Genomic DNA, 14845 nt, shown 5'->3' with positions numbered 1-14845 from the left:
CCAACCGTCGGAGGCGCCAGGAGTCGCGATGACTTTTCGTCCGATTGCAATCTCGTGCCTGTTGATGCTGGCGCTGGCAGCGCAAGCGGCGCCATCCGGCACGCCGGCCGGCGCCAGCGCTGCAGCACAGCCGGCCACTGTCGGCATCGACTGGCTTGTTGCCAGCCGTGATGCCGACGTCGATGCGGCCTTCGCCCGCGCAAAGGCCGAGCGCAAGCCGCTGTTTCTTTATTGGGGCGCGAAATGGTGCCCGCCGTGCAACCACGTGCAGGCGACCTTGTTCAACCGGCAGGAATTCATCGCCCGCTCACGCGCCTTCGTGCCGGTCTACGTCGATGGCGACAAGCCAGGCGCGCAGCGGCTCGGCGAGCGCTTCAAGGTCCGCGGCTATCCGACGATGGTGCTGTTTTCGGCGGATGGCGCCGAGCTGATCCGGCTGCCCGGCGAAGTCGCCGCGCAGCAATATACCGAGGTATTGAGCCTCGGCATGGCGGCGCGTCGGCCGCTGAAGGCGGTGGTTGCAGACGCCCGCGATGCGGCGCGCAGCAAGTCGGTCGACGCCGCCGAGTGGCGGATGTTGTCGTTTTATTCATGGGGCACCGACGAGCAGCAGATCGTGCCAAAGGCCGAACTCGCGCAGCTGCTGCAGCAGCTCGCCGCCAACGCCCCGGACGCCGACCGTGAAACCGCCGATCGCCTGTGGCTGCGCTCGCTGGCCGCCAGCCGGACGAAGACGCCGTCTGCCGAGCACCGCGATCGGCTGATCAGGCTGCTCGACGATCCGGCGCGTGCCAGGGCGCAGATGGACCTGCTTGGCAACGACACGGTGGCGCTGGTCAAGGCCACGAGCGCCGAACAGACGCCGCAGCGCCAGCAGCTGATCGCACGATTCGAACTGGCGCTGGACCGGCTGGCGACCGATGCAAGCTTGTCGCGGGCGGATCGCCTCGGCGCGCGCCTTGCACGTGTCGAACTGCTGCGACTCGACCTCGATTCGGGGCAGACGCCGAAGCTGCCGGCGTCGCTGCTGACGGCGGTGCGCGCGCAGGTCGAACGCGACGACCGCGAGATCACCGACGGCTATGAACGGCAGGCGGTGATCACCAGCGCCGCCTACCTGCTGGCGCGCGCCGGCCTGCTCGATGAATCGGACCGGCTGCTGAAAGCCAATCTGGCGAAGAGCCACTCGCCGTATTACCTGATGAGCGGGCTGGCGAGCAATGCGCGCGCGCGCGGCGACAACGCCGACGCGCTGCGCTGGTATGCACAGGCGCACCAGCGGAGCGTTGGCTCGGCGACGCGGCTGCAGTGGGGCGCCAGCCACTTGGCGGCGCTGATCGACCTTGCGCCGCAGGCTGCCGCGACGATCGAGGCGGTCGCCAGCCAAGTGCTCGACGATGCGGCCGACAAGCCCGATGCCTTTTATGAACGCAGCGGGCGGTCGCTGAAGCGGGTCAGCAGCAAGTTGCTGGCCTGGGCCGATGAGGCGCAAGACCAGGCCAAGGCGCGCGCCGCGCTCGGCCGGCTGCAGCGGCAGCTCGATTCGATTTGCGGCGCACTGCCGGCGGCCGATGCGGCCCGCACCACCTGCCAGGCGCTGCTGCGCCCGGCAGCGGCCGGCAAGGCGAGCTGATCAGCGCGGCAGGTCGGATGCCGCGGCGTCGAAATGGATCTGGTAACGCACACCCTTTTCCGGATCGCTGAAGTCGAGCCTGGTGCCATGCCATCCGTAGCGGGTCGTGAAACCATCGATCTGCATCGGGCCGTGCATCAGGATCACATCGATGCGTCCGGCGTCGAGTTCGAGCCGGTAGACGATGTCGCTGAAACCGACATGCGCATGGCGGGCGCCGAGCAACAGGATGTCGACCGGCCCGCAATCACCGGCGCCGCGCTGCGGATCGAGCGGACGCACGCACATCCGCCCGTTGATCAGACCGGACGGCGCAGGCGGTTCGGCCGCGGCGGATGCGATCGGAAAGATGAGGGCCGCGGCCAGCACCAGCCGCCTGTTGCAACTGAAACGGCGGACCGATGCCGCCGCCGCCGTCAGCCCCTGGCAAAACGGCTTCGCGCCACCATCTACAGACATCCGCTTTCTCCTTTGCGCAGCGTCCAACGATGACCACCTCTCCTCAAACCGTGCCGCAGCCAACCGTCACGCAGTCGCGCCGCGTCGAACGGCAACTGCGCGGCCAGCCGACTTCCGACGGCGCCGGTGTCCGGCTGACCCGGTTGCTGGCCCAGCCGCTGCAGCGCCGGCTCGACCCGTTCCTGATGCTCGACGCCTTCGGCAGCGATGCTGCCAGCGACTATATCGGCGGCTTTCCCGACCATCCGCACCGGGGTTTCGAAACCGTCACGTTGATGCTCGAAGGCCGCATGCGCCATCGGGACAGCGTCGGCAATGTCGGCTTGCTCGAGCCGGGCAGCGTGCAGTGGATGACCGCCGGCCGCGGCATCATCCACAGCGAGATGCCCGAGCAGCAGCAGGGCCGGATGGCCGGTTACCAGCTGTGGGTGAACCTCGCGGCAAAAGACAAGCTGTGCCCGCCGGCCTACCGCGACATCGAGCCGCAGCAGGTGCCGGTGCTCGAGCTGGCGGGTGGCGTGCGCGTGCGGGTGATCGCCGGCAGCAGCCACGGCGTCGACGGCGCGGTGCAGCGGCCGACCACCGAGCCACTGCTGCTCGACATCACGTTGCCGCCCGGCTCGTCGTTCGAGCAGCCGATTCCGAACGGTCACAATGCGTTTTTGCATCTGCGCAGCGGCGCCGTGGTTGTTGGTGCGCCGGCATCGCCCGAGACTGATCGCGTCGAAGCGGGCCAGATGGCGATTCTGACCACCGAACCCGCTGCCGATGGCGTCGTTTTTTGCGTCGCCACCGATGCGCCGGGGCCTGCGCAGGTCTTGCTTGTCGCCGGCCGGCCATTGAACGAGCCGATTGCGCAATATGGTCCGTTCGTGATGAACAGCCAGGCCGAGATCCAGCAGGCGGTGGTCGATTTCCAGCGCGGCGAGCTGGCCCGTTGAGCGGGCCGGCTTGCATCCAACCCGATTCCGTTTCCAGGAGAAGACATGCCGCGCCAGATCCTCGACGAAACCCGCCAGCATCCGGCGATCCGCGACAAGATCGCCAACCTGCATGCCGACATCGTGCACAACGTGCAGGCGGCCGCCGCGTCGCATCCGATCCTGGTCGTCGGCATGGCTGGCAACCCGTTTTGCCGCAAGGCCCGCAAGCAGCTCGATGCGGCCGGACAGACCTACCAGTACCTGAGTTATGGCAGCTACCTCGGCCAATGGCGGGCCCGCAATGCGCTGAAGATGTGGACCGGCTGGCCGACTTTTCCGATGGTCTTCGTGAAAGGAACGCTGATCGGCGGCTCGAACGACCTCGGCCGGCTGATTGCCAGCGGCGAACTGAACCGGCTGCTCGGCGAGTGAGCTTCGGCTGGCGGCCGTTCGCTTGCGCCGATCAGCACGCCAGCGCCAGCGCCTGCAGCGGCCGCTGCGTCGTGGGGTCGGTGACGACAAAGGCGACCCGGCGCGTCGTCGCCGCGCCGCGACCGGCATCGGGGATCTCGGGCAGCCGCCATTGCCAGTGTTGTTCGCGGTCGGCCGGCCAGTTGCCGACCGGCTGGTAGGCGCGGACGACATGGTCGTGGCGCAGGCTGGCACCGGCGTTTTCGCCGGCCCTCACGTCGGTGTGGTGGCCATCCTCCAGCACGACCCAGTAGCCGCTCAGCTGCATCGGCATGCCGGCGCCGCCCGGGCGGCCGGCGATGCGGGCGGTGACGCTGCTGCCGTCGCGGCTCAGCTCCACGTCGACGGGCGCCGCACCGGCCTTCGGCAAGCGCGGCCAGCCGCGCCAGTCGATGCCGTTGACAATCACCTGCGGCGTATAGACGACGCGGCCGCCCTGCGCCGCGACGACGCTGCGCTGCCGTTCGCTGTAGACCGGGCTGGCAAAGCGGTCGGCCCAGCCGAGGCGGTCCCAGTAGCTGACGTGGAAGGCGAGCGCCAGCAGCGGCTGCGGCCCGTTGTTCGTGCTGCGCAGACTGGACAACCAGCGGTCGGCCGGCGGGCACGAACTGCAACCCTCCGACGTATACAACTCGACGACGGTGCTGCGGTCCGGTCCCGATCGGGCTTCACAGCCTGCCGCAGAAGCCGGCAACGTGGAGGCGCCGAGCACGGCGAGCAGCAGCGGTGCGCAGAGGCGCCGGCCGCTGCCGGTCTGCGCGACGGCGATGGCAAGCAGGGGAATCATGGGCGGCTCCCGGCCTGAGGCGATGTCGATGATGCGCTCATGGCGATTGGTCGGCGCAGCCTGCATCGATCTGACAAGCTGCCGGGCCGTCGATTGCAAGGCACACTTGCGGCATCGTTGATGGTCCGCACCGCATCCCACCCTCTTCCATGCCTCGTTGCCGTTGGCTGCTGATCCTGCTGGCGCTGACGGCCGGCGCCGCTGCGGCAGATGCCGCCGGCGAGCCGACACCATGCCGGCTGCCCGGCGTGAAGCACCAGGTATGGTGCGGCAGCGTACAGCGGCCCCTCGACCCGCAGCGGCCGGACGGGCCGCAGATCGAGGTCGCTTATGCACTGGTGCCGGCGCTGGCGCGGCGCAAGCTGCCGGATCCGGTCGTGCTGCTCGCCGGCGGCCCCGGGCAAAGCGCGATGTCGCTGGCCGGCGCGGTGCTGCCGCTGCTGCAACGGCTGAACAACCGGCGCGACCTGCTGTTCGTCGACCAGCGAGGCACCGGCCGCTCGGCGCCACTCGATTGTGATCCGCCGCCCGATGCCGGGTTTGCGACGCCGTTCGACGCCGCGCTGCAGCAGCAGTGGCTCGCCGAGTGCCGCGGGCAACTCGCGCGCCTGCCCTGGCTCGGTGGCCTCGATGGACTGCGTTTTTTCACGACGCCGATTGCGGTGGCCGACCTCGATGCGGTGCGGCGGCAGCTCGGTATCGAACGCGTCAACCTGATCGGCGTTTCCTATGGAAGCCGGGTTGCGCTCGAGATGCTGCGCCAGTTTCCGGGTTCGGTGCGGCGGGTCGTGCTCGACGGCGTCGCACCGCCCGACATGGCCTTGCCGGCCAGCATGTCTGCCGACAACCAGCGAGCCCTCGACGCGCTGTTTGCCGCGTGCGAGCGCGAGACCGCATGCAGCCAAGCCCATCCGCAACTGCGAACCGACTGGCATGCGCTGCTGTCGCGGCTGCCGCTGGCGACATCGTTGCGCGACCCGCGCAGCGGTCGCATGCAGACGCTGCAGCTGAGCCGCGAGATCGTGCTCGGCGCGGTGCGGGCGGCGCTGTACCAGCCGGCCGTCGCCGCGGCATTGCCGGCCGCGCTGGGTGAAGCCGCCGCCGGCCGCTTCGAGCCGCTCGCTGCACTGGCGTCGATCGTCGCGCCGGACCCGTCGCGCGACAAGCGCGGCGGGCTTGCCGCCGGCATGCATTTTTCGGTCGTCTGCAGCGAAGATCTGCCGCGGCTGCCGCGGCTGCCGCAGCCCGACAGCGCATCGGCCGGCAACGACTTCGGCAACGAGACGCGGCAGCTGTACCAGCGGATCTGCGCCGACTGGCCGCGCGGCGCGATCGATCCGGCGTTCTACCGGATCGAGCCGGTGGACACGCCAGTGCTGCTGCTCAGCGGTGGCCTCGACCCGGCGACGCCGCCGCGCCACGGCGAGCGGGTCGCCGCCCGGCTCGGCGCGATGGCCAGCCACCGCGTGATCGCCAAGGCCGGCCATGGCGTGCTGGCCATCGGCTGCATGCGCAATGTCGTCTACCGCTTCATCGCTGCCGACGATGCCGCTGCGGCGCTGGCGGTCGACAGCGGCTGCGCCGAGTCGATCCCGCGGCCGCCGGTTTTTCTGCCGCCATCGCCGAAGGCGTCGCAATGATCCGCATCGAGCACCTCGCGCGGTCGTTCAAGTCCGAATCGGCCAACCGCCCTGGCGCGCCGCCGCGCCGCTGGTGGCAGCCGGCGCGGCGCACGTCGGTCCATGCGGTGCGCGACATCAGCTTCACCGCCGAAAACGGCCGCATCACCGGCCTGCTCGGGCCGAACGGCGCCGGCAAGACGACGACGCTGCGCATCCTCGCCGGATTGATCTCGCCGGATGCCGGCACGATCCACGTCGACGGCATCGACGTCGTCGCGCAGCCGGCGGCCGGGCTGGCGCGGATGGGCATCCTGTCCGATGCACGCGGTCTCTACCCGCGGCTGACGGCGCGCGAGAACATCGTCTATTTCGCGCGTCTGCACGGCTTGTCGCGCGAGCAGGCCGAGCAGCGCGCCGACGTGCTCGGCGAACTGCTCGAGATGAAGCCGCTGCTCGAGCGGCGCACCGCCGGCTTCAGCCAGGGCGAGCGGATGAAAACCGCGCTGGCCCGCGCGCTTGCGCACGACCCCAGCCACATCGTGCTCGACGAGCCGACCAATGGCCTCGACGTGCTCGCGACCCGCGCGCTGCGCCGCATCCTGCTGCGCCTGCGCACCGCCGAAGGCGGCAACAAATGCATCGTGATCTCGACCCACATCATGCAGGAGGTCGAGAAGCTGTGTGACCACGTCGTTGTCGTCGCCGGTGGCCGCAGCGTCGCCGCCGGCAGCGTCGATGAGCTGCTGCAGCGCACCTCGCACAGCAATTTCGAGGATGCCTTCGTGCAGCTCGCGTTCGACGGTGGCGCGCCATGAGGCTGTGGCAGACCGCCGCCGAGGTGCTGCGCAAGGAGATCGTCGATGCGCTGCGCGACAGGCGCACGCTGCTGGTCGTGCTGCTGTCCGGTGTGCTGATGGGACCGCTGGTGCTGATTGCGTTGTCGACGCTGATCGCCGGTTTCGAGGCGCGTGCCGAGCAGCGGCTGGTGCTGGTCGATGGCGTTGCGCATGCGCCGACGCTGGTCAATTTCCTGCAACGCCAGACCTTCACGGTCAACGCGGCGCCGGCCGAATACGAGCAGCAATTGCGCAATTCGAGCCTGGCCGAACCGGTGCTGCGCATCGATGCCGATTTCGAGCAGCGGCTGCGCGATGGCGAACTGCCGCGGATCGCGATCGTCAGCGACAGTGCGAACCGGCGGGCCAATGCCGGCGCGCCGCAACTGGCGCGGCTGATCGACGCCTTCAACCATGAACGCGCAACACTGGCGCTGGCCTTGCGCGGCGTCGCGCCGGCGCTGGTCAAGGTGGTCGCCGTCGACGAGGTCGATCTCGCCGGGCCGCAGACGCGGGCGCTGCAGATCACCGGCATGTTGCCATTCTTCGTGATCATCGCGGTCTTGTATGGCGCGCTGAATGCCGCGCTCGACACCACCGCCGGCGAGCGCGAACGCGGCTCGCTGGAGCCGCTGCTGATGAATCCGGCGCCGCAGCTGGCGCTGGTGATCGGCAAATGGGGCGCGGTCGCCAGCGTGGCGTTTCTGATCGCGGTGCTCAGTTGCCTGAGTTTTCTACCCGCGCAGTGGCTGCTGCGCAGCGAATCGCTGCAGGCGCTGTTCCAGTACGGCCTGCGCGAGGCGCTGCTGTTTCTCGTCGTGCTGCTGCCGCTGGCGGCCGCGTTGTCGGCGGTGCTGATGGCGGTGGCGATCCGCTGCCGCAGCTTCAAGGAGGCGCAGGCGAACAGCACATTGGTCGTGCTGGTGGTTTCGGTGCTGCCGCTGGTTGCGGTGTTCAATCCGGCCGGTGAAGCCGGCTGGCACCTGTGGCTGCCGGCGCTGGCGCAGCACAACCTGATGACGCGGGTCTTGAAAGGCGAAGGCCTCGACCTGCAGCAGATGCTGATTCCGGGCGGCGTTGCGCTGGCGCTGACGATCGGTGGCCTGCTGCTGCTCGGCCGCATGTTGCGCCACGCGGCGGTCAAATGATGGCGACGGAACCCACTGTGCCGGACTGGCAGCTGTCGCGCCTCGAGCAGTTGCCGGCGCCCGTCTGGCATCGGATCATGCAGGCGCGCCAGCAGGTTTTTGTCGTCGAGCAGAACTGCCCCTACCTCGATGCGGACACGGCTGATCCGGCGTCATGGCATCTTGTCGCGTGGCAGCACGATGGCGAGGTCGCCGCCTATGCACGCATCGTCGACCCCGGCATCAATTATTCGGAGCCGTCGATCGGCAGGGTGTTGACCAGCCTGGCGATGCGCCGCTGCGGCCTCGGCCGCGAACTGATGCGGCGGGCGATTGTCGAAGCGGGCCGCATCCATCCGGGCCGCCGGCTGCGCATCTCGGCGCAAGCGCACCTGCAGGTCTTCTATGCCGACTTCGGCTTCGTTGCCGTCGGCGCCGAATACCTGGAGGACGGCATCCCGCACATCGAGATGCTGCGCGGCGCGGACTGAGCGCCGCCGCCGGTCACAGCTCGTTTTCGTTGGTATCGCTGCGTTTGGCCGGATCGTCGAAGCGGTTGTGCTCGGCGAGCCGCGGCGCCGGCCGGCCGCGCCAGCCCTTGCCGTGAGGCAGCAGCGATTCGACGATGCGTGCAATCTCGTCCGGCGGGCAGGGTTTGGCGATGAACGAGTTCATCCCGGCTTCGAGCGCAAGCTTGGCCGAACCCGACGATGCATTGGCGGAAATGCCGATGATCGGAACTGGCTGCAGGCCATGTGCCTTTTCGTGGGCGCGGATCCGCTGCGTCGCGGTCGGGCCGTCGATGTGCGGCATGTCCCAGTCCATCACGATCAGGTCGGGCATCGCGCCGCGGCGCAGGATGCGGTCGAGCAGCACCCGGCCATTGGCGAATTCCTCGACGTTGCAGCCGATCCGGCGCAGCACCGAGCCGCAGACCAGGCTGCTGTTCGAATCGTCGTCGGCAATCGCGACGGTATGGCCGGTGCCGAACAGCGTGCGGCTGCGATTCGCCGTCGGGCTGACCGTGGTCGACTCGACCGGTGGTGTGCTCGCCAGTGGCAGCGGCACGCTGAACGTGAAGACCGAGCCCTTGCCGACCTGGCTGCGGCAGGTGACGTCGCCGCCCATCGCGTTGGCGAGCTGGCGGGCGATTGCCAGCCCGAGCCCGACGCCCTCGGGGCGCGCAACCGGCCGATGGTGGCCTTGCGTGAAGATCTCGAAGACACGCGACATTTCCTCGGCAGGGATGCCGGGGCCGGTATCCTCGATCTCGAATTCGACGATGTCGGATTTGCGCGCGCGTGCGACCGTCAACGCCACCTTGCCGCCGAGCGGCGTGAATTTGAAGGCGTTGCCGAGCAGATTGTTCAGCACCTGCGCAATGCGCACTGCATCGCCCTCGACCGGCGAGATCACGTCGCCCGAGGTGGCGATGCGGAATTGCACGCCGCATTCATTGGCCCGCGTCTGGTAGGTGGCGCGCAACAGATCGAGTTGCCGCGGCAGGTCGAAAGGCGCGACGACGAGGTCGAGCCGCCCCGACTTGATCATCGAAATGTCGAGCAGGTCATTGACCATGCGCTGCAGGTGCTCGCCCGCTTCCTCGATCAGGCCGAGCCGGAAATGCAGCGTGACGTCGGATGGCGGCACCTCGCTCTGCGTCAGCCGGGTCAGGCCGAGAATGCCGTGCAACGGCGTGCGCAGTTCATGGCTGACGACGGCGAGGAACTGGTCCTTCGCCGAACTGTGCATCCGCGCGAGTTCGAGCGCTTCGGCGCGTTCCTGCGAAATCCGTTCGGTTTCGATCCGCAGCCGGAAGACCTCGGCCATCCGCTTTTCCGAGCGCCGGCCGGTTGCCAGCAACAGCAGCAGGAAAATCGAGATGCCGACGCCGGCGAGCAGGCCGACCTGGTCGCCGCGGAGAAAGTAGGCGACGGCGATCGGGCCGATGATCGGCACCACATAGGCGGCGGTCGCGCGGAAACTGATCTGCAGGCCGAAGGTCGCCACCGACGCGACGCAGCAGGCCACTGCGGTGATGAAGGTGGCGAGTTCGCTCGCCTCGTGGATCAATGCGGTGCAGCCGATGCCCCAGACCGCGCCGTCGATCGCCAGCAGCGTGGTCGTGTCGCGCAACCATTTGCGGTGGTCAGGATGTTCGCAATGGCGGTAGACGAATGAATGGACGATGCGGATGATCGCGGTGCCGATCTTCAGCTGGATCCAGGCATCGACATATTCGGGATGAATCGCCGCACCGAGCGCGCCCTGGCGCAGGTGGTAGGCGAGAAAAACCGCGAACGCAGTCGCCGCGATCGTGCCGACCGAGGTATGCAGCAGCAGCAGGCGCAATTGCTGCGCCGAGATCTGCTCGGCGATCTGCCGCTGCGAGTCGGTCGAGGCGGGGTTTCCCGTCACCGGCCACTCCCCAGCGGATCGACCGAATCTGCGGGCCGACGACCCGGCTTTCCGGACCATCGAAAACACCGCTGCATCGCTATGCTTGAGTGCAGCCCGCCACTGGCGGCGGGCTGCCGCAGACGGCCGCCGTTGTCCCAACGGCCCGTGCGCGCAGACCGAGATTTTGTCAATTCAAACATCCTTCAGTTTCCAGGAACCAAAATGGCCCGCCAGACCCTCGACTTCAATCTCACCTTGGCCCGCAGCGGCGACGATTTGCGTGACGTCTGCCTGCTGCGCTCCGAAAGTTATGGTCATCACATGCCGGGTCTGCTCGACGCCCTGAGGAAACCCGATGCGATCGATCTCGATCCGGAGACCGCGATATTCCTTTGCCGCGACAAGGCGACTGGTGCAGCGATCGGCACTGCGCGAATCCAGACCACCCGCGCCGGCAGCCTGCTGATCGAACAGTGCGCGCCGGTGCCTCCCAAGCTGCAAACCCAGGATCGCGCGGAGATTGCGCGGTTCTCGGCGAAGCGTGGAGCGGATCCGTTGGTAAAACTCGCACTCTGGAAGGCGTCCTATCTGTACTGCCAAGCCGCCCAGGCGCGCTGGATGGTGATCGGCGCTCGCAGCGAGGCGCTGGTCAGGCAATACCAGCGACTCGGCTTCGACGATATCTACGAAGACCGGCGAATGATTCCCCTCACCTATGCCGGCGGTGTACCGCATCGCATCCTGGCGTTCGACGTCGTCACCGCGGAACGCACCTGGCTGGCGTCCGGCAACGCGTTGTACGCCTTCATATTCGAGACGACACACCCGGACATCAACCTGTTCCGGCCGGCGGAGTTTGCCACGCAGCGCGCTGCACGGCTGGCACCGGCAGAAACGACCCCCGAACCTGCGCTGGCTTGAACCACGTCGGCGTCGCCGCTCAGGGCTGGACGGCCGGCTTGTCGTCGGCCTCGGTCAGCAATTCGGCGACGCCGTCGTCGCAGTCGATGCCCTCATCGGCGCAGATGCGGCGGAACTGCGCAATCTTCTCAGCCCGGCTCAGGTTGCCCATCGCCGGCGCGACATGGCGGAACAGCGTTAGAAATGCCGCCGCCTGTTGCGCCGCGATATCGCGCTTCCAGTCGCCGAGCACCTTGATCTGGACGAACGTGGAGGTCTCGGCAAAGTCGTCGGTCAGCCGCACGCAGCCCTTCGCGGTTTCCCAGTCGGCAAACAGGCCGTGGGCAGGAAGAAAAAATACGTCGTCCTGTTCTTGCAGTTCGTCGAAACGGGCATTGCTCAAGTTGGTCCCTCCGGTTGGGGTGGATCGGATCTCGGGTTGGCGAGACAGCGGCCGGCATTGAACAGGCGCAACAGCATGCCGAACGGTCAGATATCGACTGTTGCCGAAAGAACCTGAGGCTGCAACATCGTTATTGATGAGCCGGTGCGCTGGCCAGCTCGAGTTCGGCGATCCAGCGCATTGCATCGCGCTGCGAATCGCCGCACATCTCCGCCGACGGCTGCAGCGAGGCGCAGACGCTCGGCCGCTCCGGTTGCCCGAAGATCCGGCAGCGGTTGGTGGCGTCGAGTTGCACGCAGCGGACCCCAGCCGGCTTGCCGTTCGGCATCCCCGGAATGGCGGACGAGATCGATGGTGCGGTGCAGCAGGCTCCGCATCCGGGACGGCAAAACATCGGCCGATTCTGCCTGACCGCGTCGCACCCCTGTGATCCGCGGTGGATTGCGCCCGCTGACCGACCGCCGCAGACCCCGCTGCCTACAATTGCCGCTTGCTCAGTACCCAGGCGGCTTCCATGTTGTTCCCAACCCAGTTCGATGTCATCGTTGTCGGCGGCGGCCACGCCGGCACCGAGGCGGCGCTCGCCGCCGCGCGGATGGGTTGCAAGACGCTGCTGCTGACACACAACATCGAGACGCTCGGCCAGATGAGCTGCAACCCGTCGATCGGCGGCATCGGCAAGGGCCACCTGGTGAAGGAAATCGACGCGCTTGGTGGTGCGATGGCTGCGGCGACCGACGAGGCCGGTATCCAGTTCCGGATCCTGAACGGTTCGAAGGGACCAGCGGTGCGCGCGACCCGTGCGCAGGCCGATCGCGTGCTGTACCGCGCGGCAATCCGTCACCGGCTCGAAAACCAGCCGAACCTGTGGCTGTTCCAGGGTGCCTGCGACGACTTGAGCGTCGAGGGTGGCCGGGTCACCGGTGCAATCACCCAGATGGGTGTGCACTTTGCCGCGCGCACGGTTGTGCTGACTGCCGGCACCTTCCTCGACGGGCGCGTCCATGTCGGCCTGCAGAACCATGCCGCCGGACGCGCAGGAGACCCGCCGGCGCAGCGTCTGTCGGCCCGATTGAAGGAACTTGCGCTGCCGCAGGGGCGGCTGAAGACTGGCACCCCGCCGCGGATCGACGGGCGCAGCATCGATTTCAGCGTGCTGGAACGGCAGGACGGCGACGGTTCGCCCGGAATCGACGGCAGCGCGCCGGCAGTGCCGATGCCGGTGTTCAGTTTTCTCGGCGACCCGTCGCAGCATCCGGCGCAGCTGCCCTGCTGGATCACGCACACCAATGCGCGGACTCACGAGATCATCCGCAGCGGTTTTGACCGCAGTCCGATGTTCACCGGTGTGATCGAAGGGGTCGGGCCGCGTTATTGCCCGAGCATCGAAGACAAGGTGAATCGCTTTGCCGATAAGGATTCGCATCAGATCTTCCTCGAACCCGAGGGGCTGAATACCAACGAGTACTACCCGAACGGCATCTCGACCAGCCTGCCGTTCGACATCCAGCTGGCAACGGTTCGAAGCATGAAGGGCCTCGAGCAAGCGCACATCCTGCGCCCCGGCTACGCCATTGAATACGACTATTTCGACCCGCGTTCGCTGAAAGCGAGTTTCGAGACCAAGGGGATCGAAGGCCTGTTTTTTGCCGGCCAGATCAATGGCACGACCGGTTATGAAGAGGCGGCTGCCCAGGGATTGTTCGCCGGCCTGAATGCTGCATTGCAGGTCAAGGGCGAACAGCCTTGGACACCGGCGCGCGACGAGGCTTATCTCGGCGTGCTGGTCGACGACTTGATCACCAAGGGCGTGACCGAGCCCTACCGGATGTTCACGAGTCGCGCCGAATTTCGGCTGCAACTGCGCGAGGACAATGCCGACTTGCGGCTGACCAAAATCGGTCGCCGACTCGGATTGGTCGATGACGTGCGTTGGGATGCCTTTTGCCGAAAACGTGACGCTGTTTCACGTGAAACAGCGAAGCTGAAGAGCTTGTGGGTACGGCCGCAGACGCTGCCCGCCGAGAAGGCGCAACAGCTGCTCGGCCGCCCGCTCGAACATGAATACAGCCACGCCGAGTTGCTGAAGCGGCCCGGCGTCGATTATTCGAAGCTCGAACAGATTGCCGCGGTTGCCAATCCGGATGCCGGCCTGTCGCGATCTGCGTTGGTCGAGGAGCTCGGCACACGCCTTGCAGATACCGTGATCGAGCAGCTCGAGATCGGCATCAAATATGCCGGCTATATCGACAAGCAGAAAGAAGATGTGCTGCGCGCGTCGCAATTCGAGCATCTGAAGCTGCCGCCGGATCTGGACTACAGCAGTGTGTCGGCGCTCAGTTTCGAGGCGCGGCAGACGCTCGGCCGTGCCCGCCCCGAAACCCTGGGACAGGCATCACGGATGTCGGGCATCACGCCGGCCGCTGTTTCGTTGCTGCTGGTGCACCTGAAAAAGGGACGCTTCAAGGGGTTTGCCAACTTGCCTGCGGCGCAGGCCGAAACCAGCGCAAACGCCGGCGACGACGCCACCAGCCATGCCGCTTGAAAGCGCGGCTGCTCAGCTCGAGCAGGCGGCCGACAAACTCGGCATCTCGCTGGACAGCAGGCAGATCGGGCAACTTGTTGGCCACATCGATCTGCTGGCGAAATGGAACAAGGCCTATAACCTGACCGCGGTTCGTGACCCGGCGGACATGGTCCGCCAGCACCTGGTCGACAGTCTCGCGATCGTGCCGCCGCTGCGCCGGCATCTGCAGGCGGCGAGCGGCGATGAAAGTGCGACGCTGGTCGATGTCGGCAGTGGGGCCGGTTTTCCCGGGCTGACGATTGCGATTGCCTTGCCAGCGTGCCAGGTCACTTGTGTGGACAGCGTCGGCAAGAAAGTCGGCTTTATCCGGCAGGTGATTGCCGAACTTGGGCTCCAGAATGCCCGTGCTTTGCATGCCCGGATCGAGGATCTGTCTCCGCTGGCCGCGGATGTGATCACCTCGCGTGCCTTTGCATCACTCAACGATTTCACGCGGCTGACTCGGTCCCATTTGTCCGAGGGCCGTGGAACCTGGATGGCGATGAAGGGTCGGCGCCCGGACGATGAACTGGCAGCCCTCCCCGCGGCCGTCGATGTGTTTCACGTGGAACACCTGCATCCGCCGGACCTGGATGGGGAGCGTTGCCTGGTCTGGATGCGCCCGACTGGCTGACCAGCAGGGGCAGACGATAATACGGCTGCGGACCGGTCGCGAATGAGCAGCCGGGCTTGAAGCTTGTTTTATCTCCGGAACCCG

15 protein-coding genes are annotated in these 14845 nt (G+C 67.1%); 10 read left to right on the top strand and 5 right to left on the bottom strand.

Annotation, left to right across the window (positions count from 1 at the left end; translation table 11 throughout):
* Window positions 1–28: 28 nt before the first annotated feature.
* The gene (locus ACNH6H_RS11715; RefSeq protein ID WP_418317859.1) at window positions 29–1633 is read left to right on the top strand and encodes a thioredoxin fold domain-containing protein; all 1605 of its coding nucleotides are present in this window, start codon (window positions 29–31) and stop codon (window positions 1631–1633) included.
* Here the strand turns inward: ACNH6H_RS11715 and ACNH6H_RS11710 are convergent, their stop codons facing one another.
* A complete protein-coding gene (locus ACNH6H_RS11710; RefSeq protein WP_418317858.1) occupies window positions 1634–2092 on the bottom strand; it encodes a hypothetical protein in 459 nt (152 codons plus the stop codon).
* 29 nt (window positions 2093–2121) lie between these two features.
* On the opposite strand from ACNH6H_RS11710, the gene ACNH6H_RS11705 reads away from it, so the two are divergent.
* Window positions 2122–3033: a pirin family protein gene (locus ACNH6H_RS11705; RefSeq protein ID WP_418317856.1), complete on the top strand. Its 912-nt coding sequence runs from the start codon at window positions 2122–2124 to the stop codon at window positions 3031–3033.
* 45 nt (window positions 3034–3078) lie between these two features.
* Complete coding sequence (locus ACNH6H_RS11700; RefSeq protein WP_418317854.1) at window positions 3079–3447, top strand: glutaredoxin domain-containing protein; 369 nt, start codon at window positions 3079–3081, stop codon at window positions 3445–3447.
* 31 nt (window positions 3448–3478) lie between these two features.
* Here the strand turns inward: ACNH6H_RS11700 and ACNH6H_RS11695 are convergent, their stop codons facing one another.
* The gene (locus ACNH6H_RS11695) at window positions 3479–4273 is read right to left on the bottom strand and encodes a DUF1223 domain-containing protein (protein WP_418317852.1); all 795 of its coding nucleotides are present in this window, start codon (window positions 4271–4273) and stop codon (window positions 3479–3481) included.
* A gap of 149 nt (window positions 4274–4422) precedes the next feature.
* On the opposite strand from ACNH6H_RS11695, the gene ACNH6H_RS11690 reads away from it, so the two are divergent.
* The 4 genes from ACNH6H_RS11690 to ACNH6H_RS11675 are packed head-to-tail and all read left to right on the top strand — an operon-like array spanning window position 4423 to window position 8349.
* Window positions 4423–5913: an alpha/beta hydrolase gene (locus ACNH6H_RS11690; protein ID WP_418317850.1), complete on the top strand. Its 1491-nt coding sequence runs from the start codon at window positions 4423–4425 to the stop codon at window positions 5911–5913.
* Window positions 5910–6710 carry an ATP-binding cassette domain-containing protein gene (locus ACNH6H_RS11685; RefSeq protein ID WP_418317848.1) on the top strand — a complete coding sequence of 267 codons (801 nt, stop codon included), beginning with the start codon at window positions 5910–5912 and terminating at the stop codon, window positions 6708–6710. Before ACNH6H_RS11690 ends, ACNH6H_RS11685 begins: the two co-directional genes overlap by 4 nt.
* Complete coding sequence (locus ACNH6H_RS11680; RefSeq protein ID WP_418317846.1) at window positions 6707–7879, top strand: ABC transporter permease; 1173 nt, start codon at window positions 6707–6709, stop codon at window positions 7877–7879. Before ACNH6H_RS11685 ends, ACNH6H_RS11680 begins: the two co-directional genes overlap by 4 nt.
* Window positions 7879–8349, top strand: coding sequence for a GNAT family N-acetyltransferase (locus ACNH6H_RS11675; RefSeq protein WP_418317844.1), 471 nt, complete (start codon window positions 7879–7881; stop codon window positions 8347–8349). Before ACNH6H_RS11680 ends, ACNH6H_RS11675 begins: the two co-directional genes overlap by 1 nt.
* Before the next feature lie 13 nt (window positions 8350–8362).
* On the opposite strand, the gene ACNH6H_RS11670 is transcribed toward ACNH6H_RS11675, so the two are convergent.
* Window positions 8363–10276: a hybrid sensor histidine kinase/response regulator gene (locus tag ACNH6H_RS11670; protein ID WP_418317842.1), complete on the bottom strand. Its 1914-nt coding sequence runs from the start codon at window positions 10274–10276 to the stop codon at window positions 8363–8365.
* A 204-nt stretch (window positions 10277–10480) separates the two neighbouring features.
* Here ACNH6H_RS11670 and ACNH6H_RS11665 point away from each other — a divergent pair, with 204 nt between their 5' ends.
* Window positions 10481–11179, top strand: a complete 699-nt coding sequence (locus tag ACNH6H_RS11665; protein WP_418317840.1) for a hypothetical protein — start codon at window positions 10481–10483, stop codon at window positions 11177–11179.
* A 19-nt stretch (window positions 11180–11198) separates the two neighbouring features.
* Here the strand turns inward: ACNH6H_RS11665 and ACNH6H_RS11660 are convergent, their stop codons facing one another.
* Complete coding sequence (locus ACNH6H_RS11660; protein WP_418317838.1) at window positions 11199–11561, bottom strand: hypothetical protein; 363 nt, start codon at window positions 11559–11561, stop codon at window positions 11199–11201.
* A gap of 130 nt (window positions 11562–11691) precedes the next feature.
* Complete coding sequence (locus tag ACNH6H_RS11655; protein WP_418317836.1) at window positions 11692–11955, bottom strand: YkgJ family cysteine cluster protein; 264 nt, start codon at window positions 11953–11955, stop codon at window positions 11692–11694.
* Between the two features lie 120 nt (window positions 11956–12075).
* On the opposite strand from ACNH6H_RS11655, the gene mnmG reads away from it, so the two are divergent.
* A complete protein-coding gene (gene mnmG / locus ACNH6H_RS11650) occupies window positions 12076–14106 on the top strand; it encodes a tRNA uridine-5-carboxymethylaminomethyl(34) synthesis enzyme MnmG (protein ID WP_418317834.1) in 2031 nt (676 codons plus the stop codon).
* Window positions 14096–14761, top strand: coding sequence for a 16S rRNA (guanine(527)-N(7))-methyltransferase RsmG (gene rsmG / locus ACNH6H_RS11645; RefSeq protein ID WP_418317832.1), 666 nt, complete (start codon window positions 14096–14098; stop codon window positions 14759–14761). The genes mnmG and rsmG overlap by 11 nt, the downstream gene beginning before the upstream one ends.
* The last annotated feature ends 84 nt before the right edge of the window (window positions 14762–14845 follow it).

Source organism: Pseudideonella sakaiensis (genome assembly GCF_048320135.1).
GTDB lineage: Bacteria > Pseudomonadota > Gammaproteobacteria > Burkholderiales > Burkholderiaceae_C > Ideonella_A > Ideonella_A sakaiensis_A.
The sequence above is the reverse complement of the archived record's forward strand: the minus strand, read 5'-3'. Positions and strand labels throughout refer to the sequence as shown.

Coding starts and splice junctions, on each gene's coding strand:
- ACNH6H_RS11715 (WP_418317859.1), top strand. CDS start 29: ATGACTTTTCGTCCGATTGCAATCTCGTGCCTGTTGATGCTGGCGCTG.
- ACNH6H_RS11710 (WP_418317858.1), bottom strand. CDS start 2,092: ATGTCTGTAGATGGTGGCGCGAAGCCGTTTTGCCAGGGGCTGACGGCG.
- ACNH6H_RS11705 (WP_418317856.1), top strand. CDS start 2,122: ATGACCACCTCTCCTCAAACCGTGCCGCAGCCAACCGTCACGCAGTCG.
- ACNH6H_RS11700 (WP_418317854.1), top strand. CDS start 3,079: ATGCCGCGCCAGATCCTCGACGAAACCCGCCAGCATCCGGCGATCCGC.
- ACNH6H_RS11695 (WP_418317852.1), bottom strand. CDS start 4,273: ATGATTCCCCTGCTTGCCATCGCCGTCGCGCAGACCGGCAGCGGCCGG.
- ACNH6H_RS11690 (WP_418317850.1), top strand. CDS start 4,423: ATGCCTCGTTGCCGTTGGCTGCTGATCCTGCTGGCGCTGACGGCCGGC.
- ACNH6H_RS11685 (WP_418317848.1), top strand. CDS start 5,910: ATGATCCGCATCGAGCACCTCGCGCGGTCGTTCAAGTCCGAATCGGCC.
- ACNH6H_RS11680 (WP_418317846.1), top strand. CDS start 6,707: ATGAGGCTGTGGCAGACCGCCGCCGAGGTGCTGCGCAAGGAGATCGTC.
- ACNH6H_RS11675 (WP_418317844.1), top strand. CDS start 7,879: ATGGCGACGGAACCCACTGTGCCGGACTGGCAGCTGTCGCGCCTCGAG.
- ACNH6H_RS11665 (WP_418317840.1), top strand. CDS start 10,481: ATGGCCCGCCAGACCCTCGACTTCAATCTCACCTTGGCCCGCAGCGGC.
- ACNH6H_RS11655 (WP_418317836.1), bottom strand. CDS start 11,955: ATGTTTTGCCGTCCCGGATGCGGAGCCTGCTGCACCGCACCATCGATC.
- mnmG (WP_418317834.1), top strand. CDS start 12,076: ATGTTGTTCCCAACCCAGTTCGATGTCATCGTTGTCGGCGGCGGCCAC.
- rsmG (WP_418317832.1), top strand. CDS start 14,096: ATGCCGCTTGAAAGCGCGGCTGCTCAGCTCGAGCAGGCGGCCGACAAA.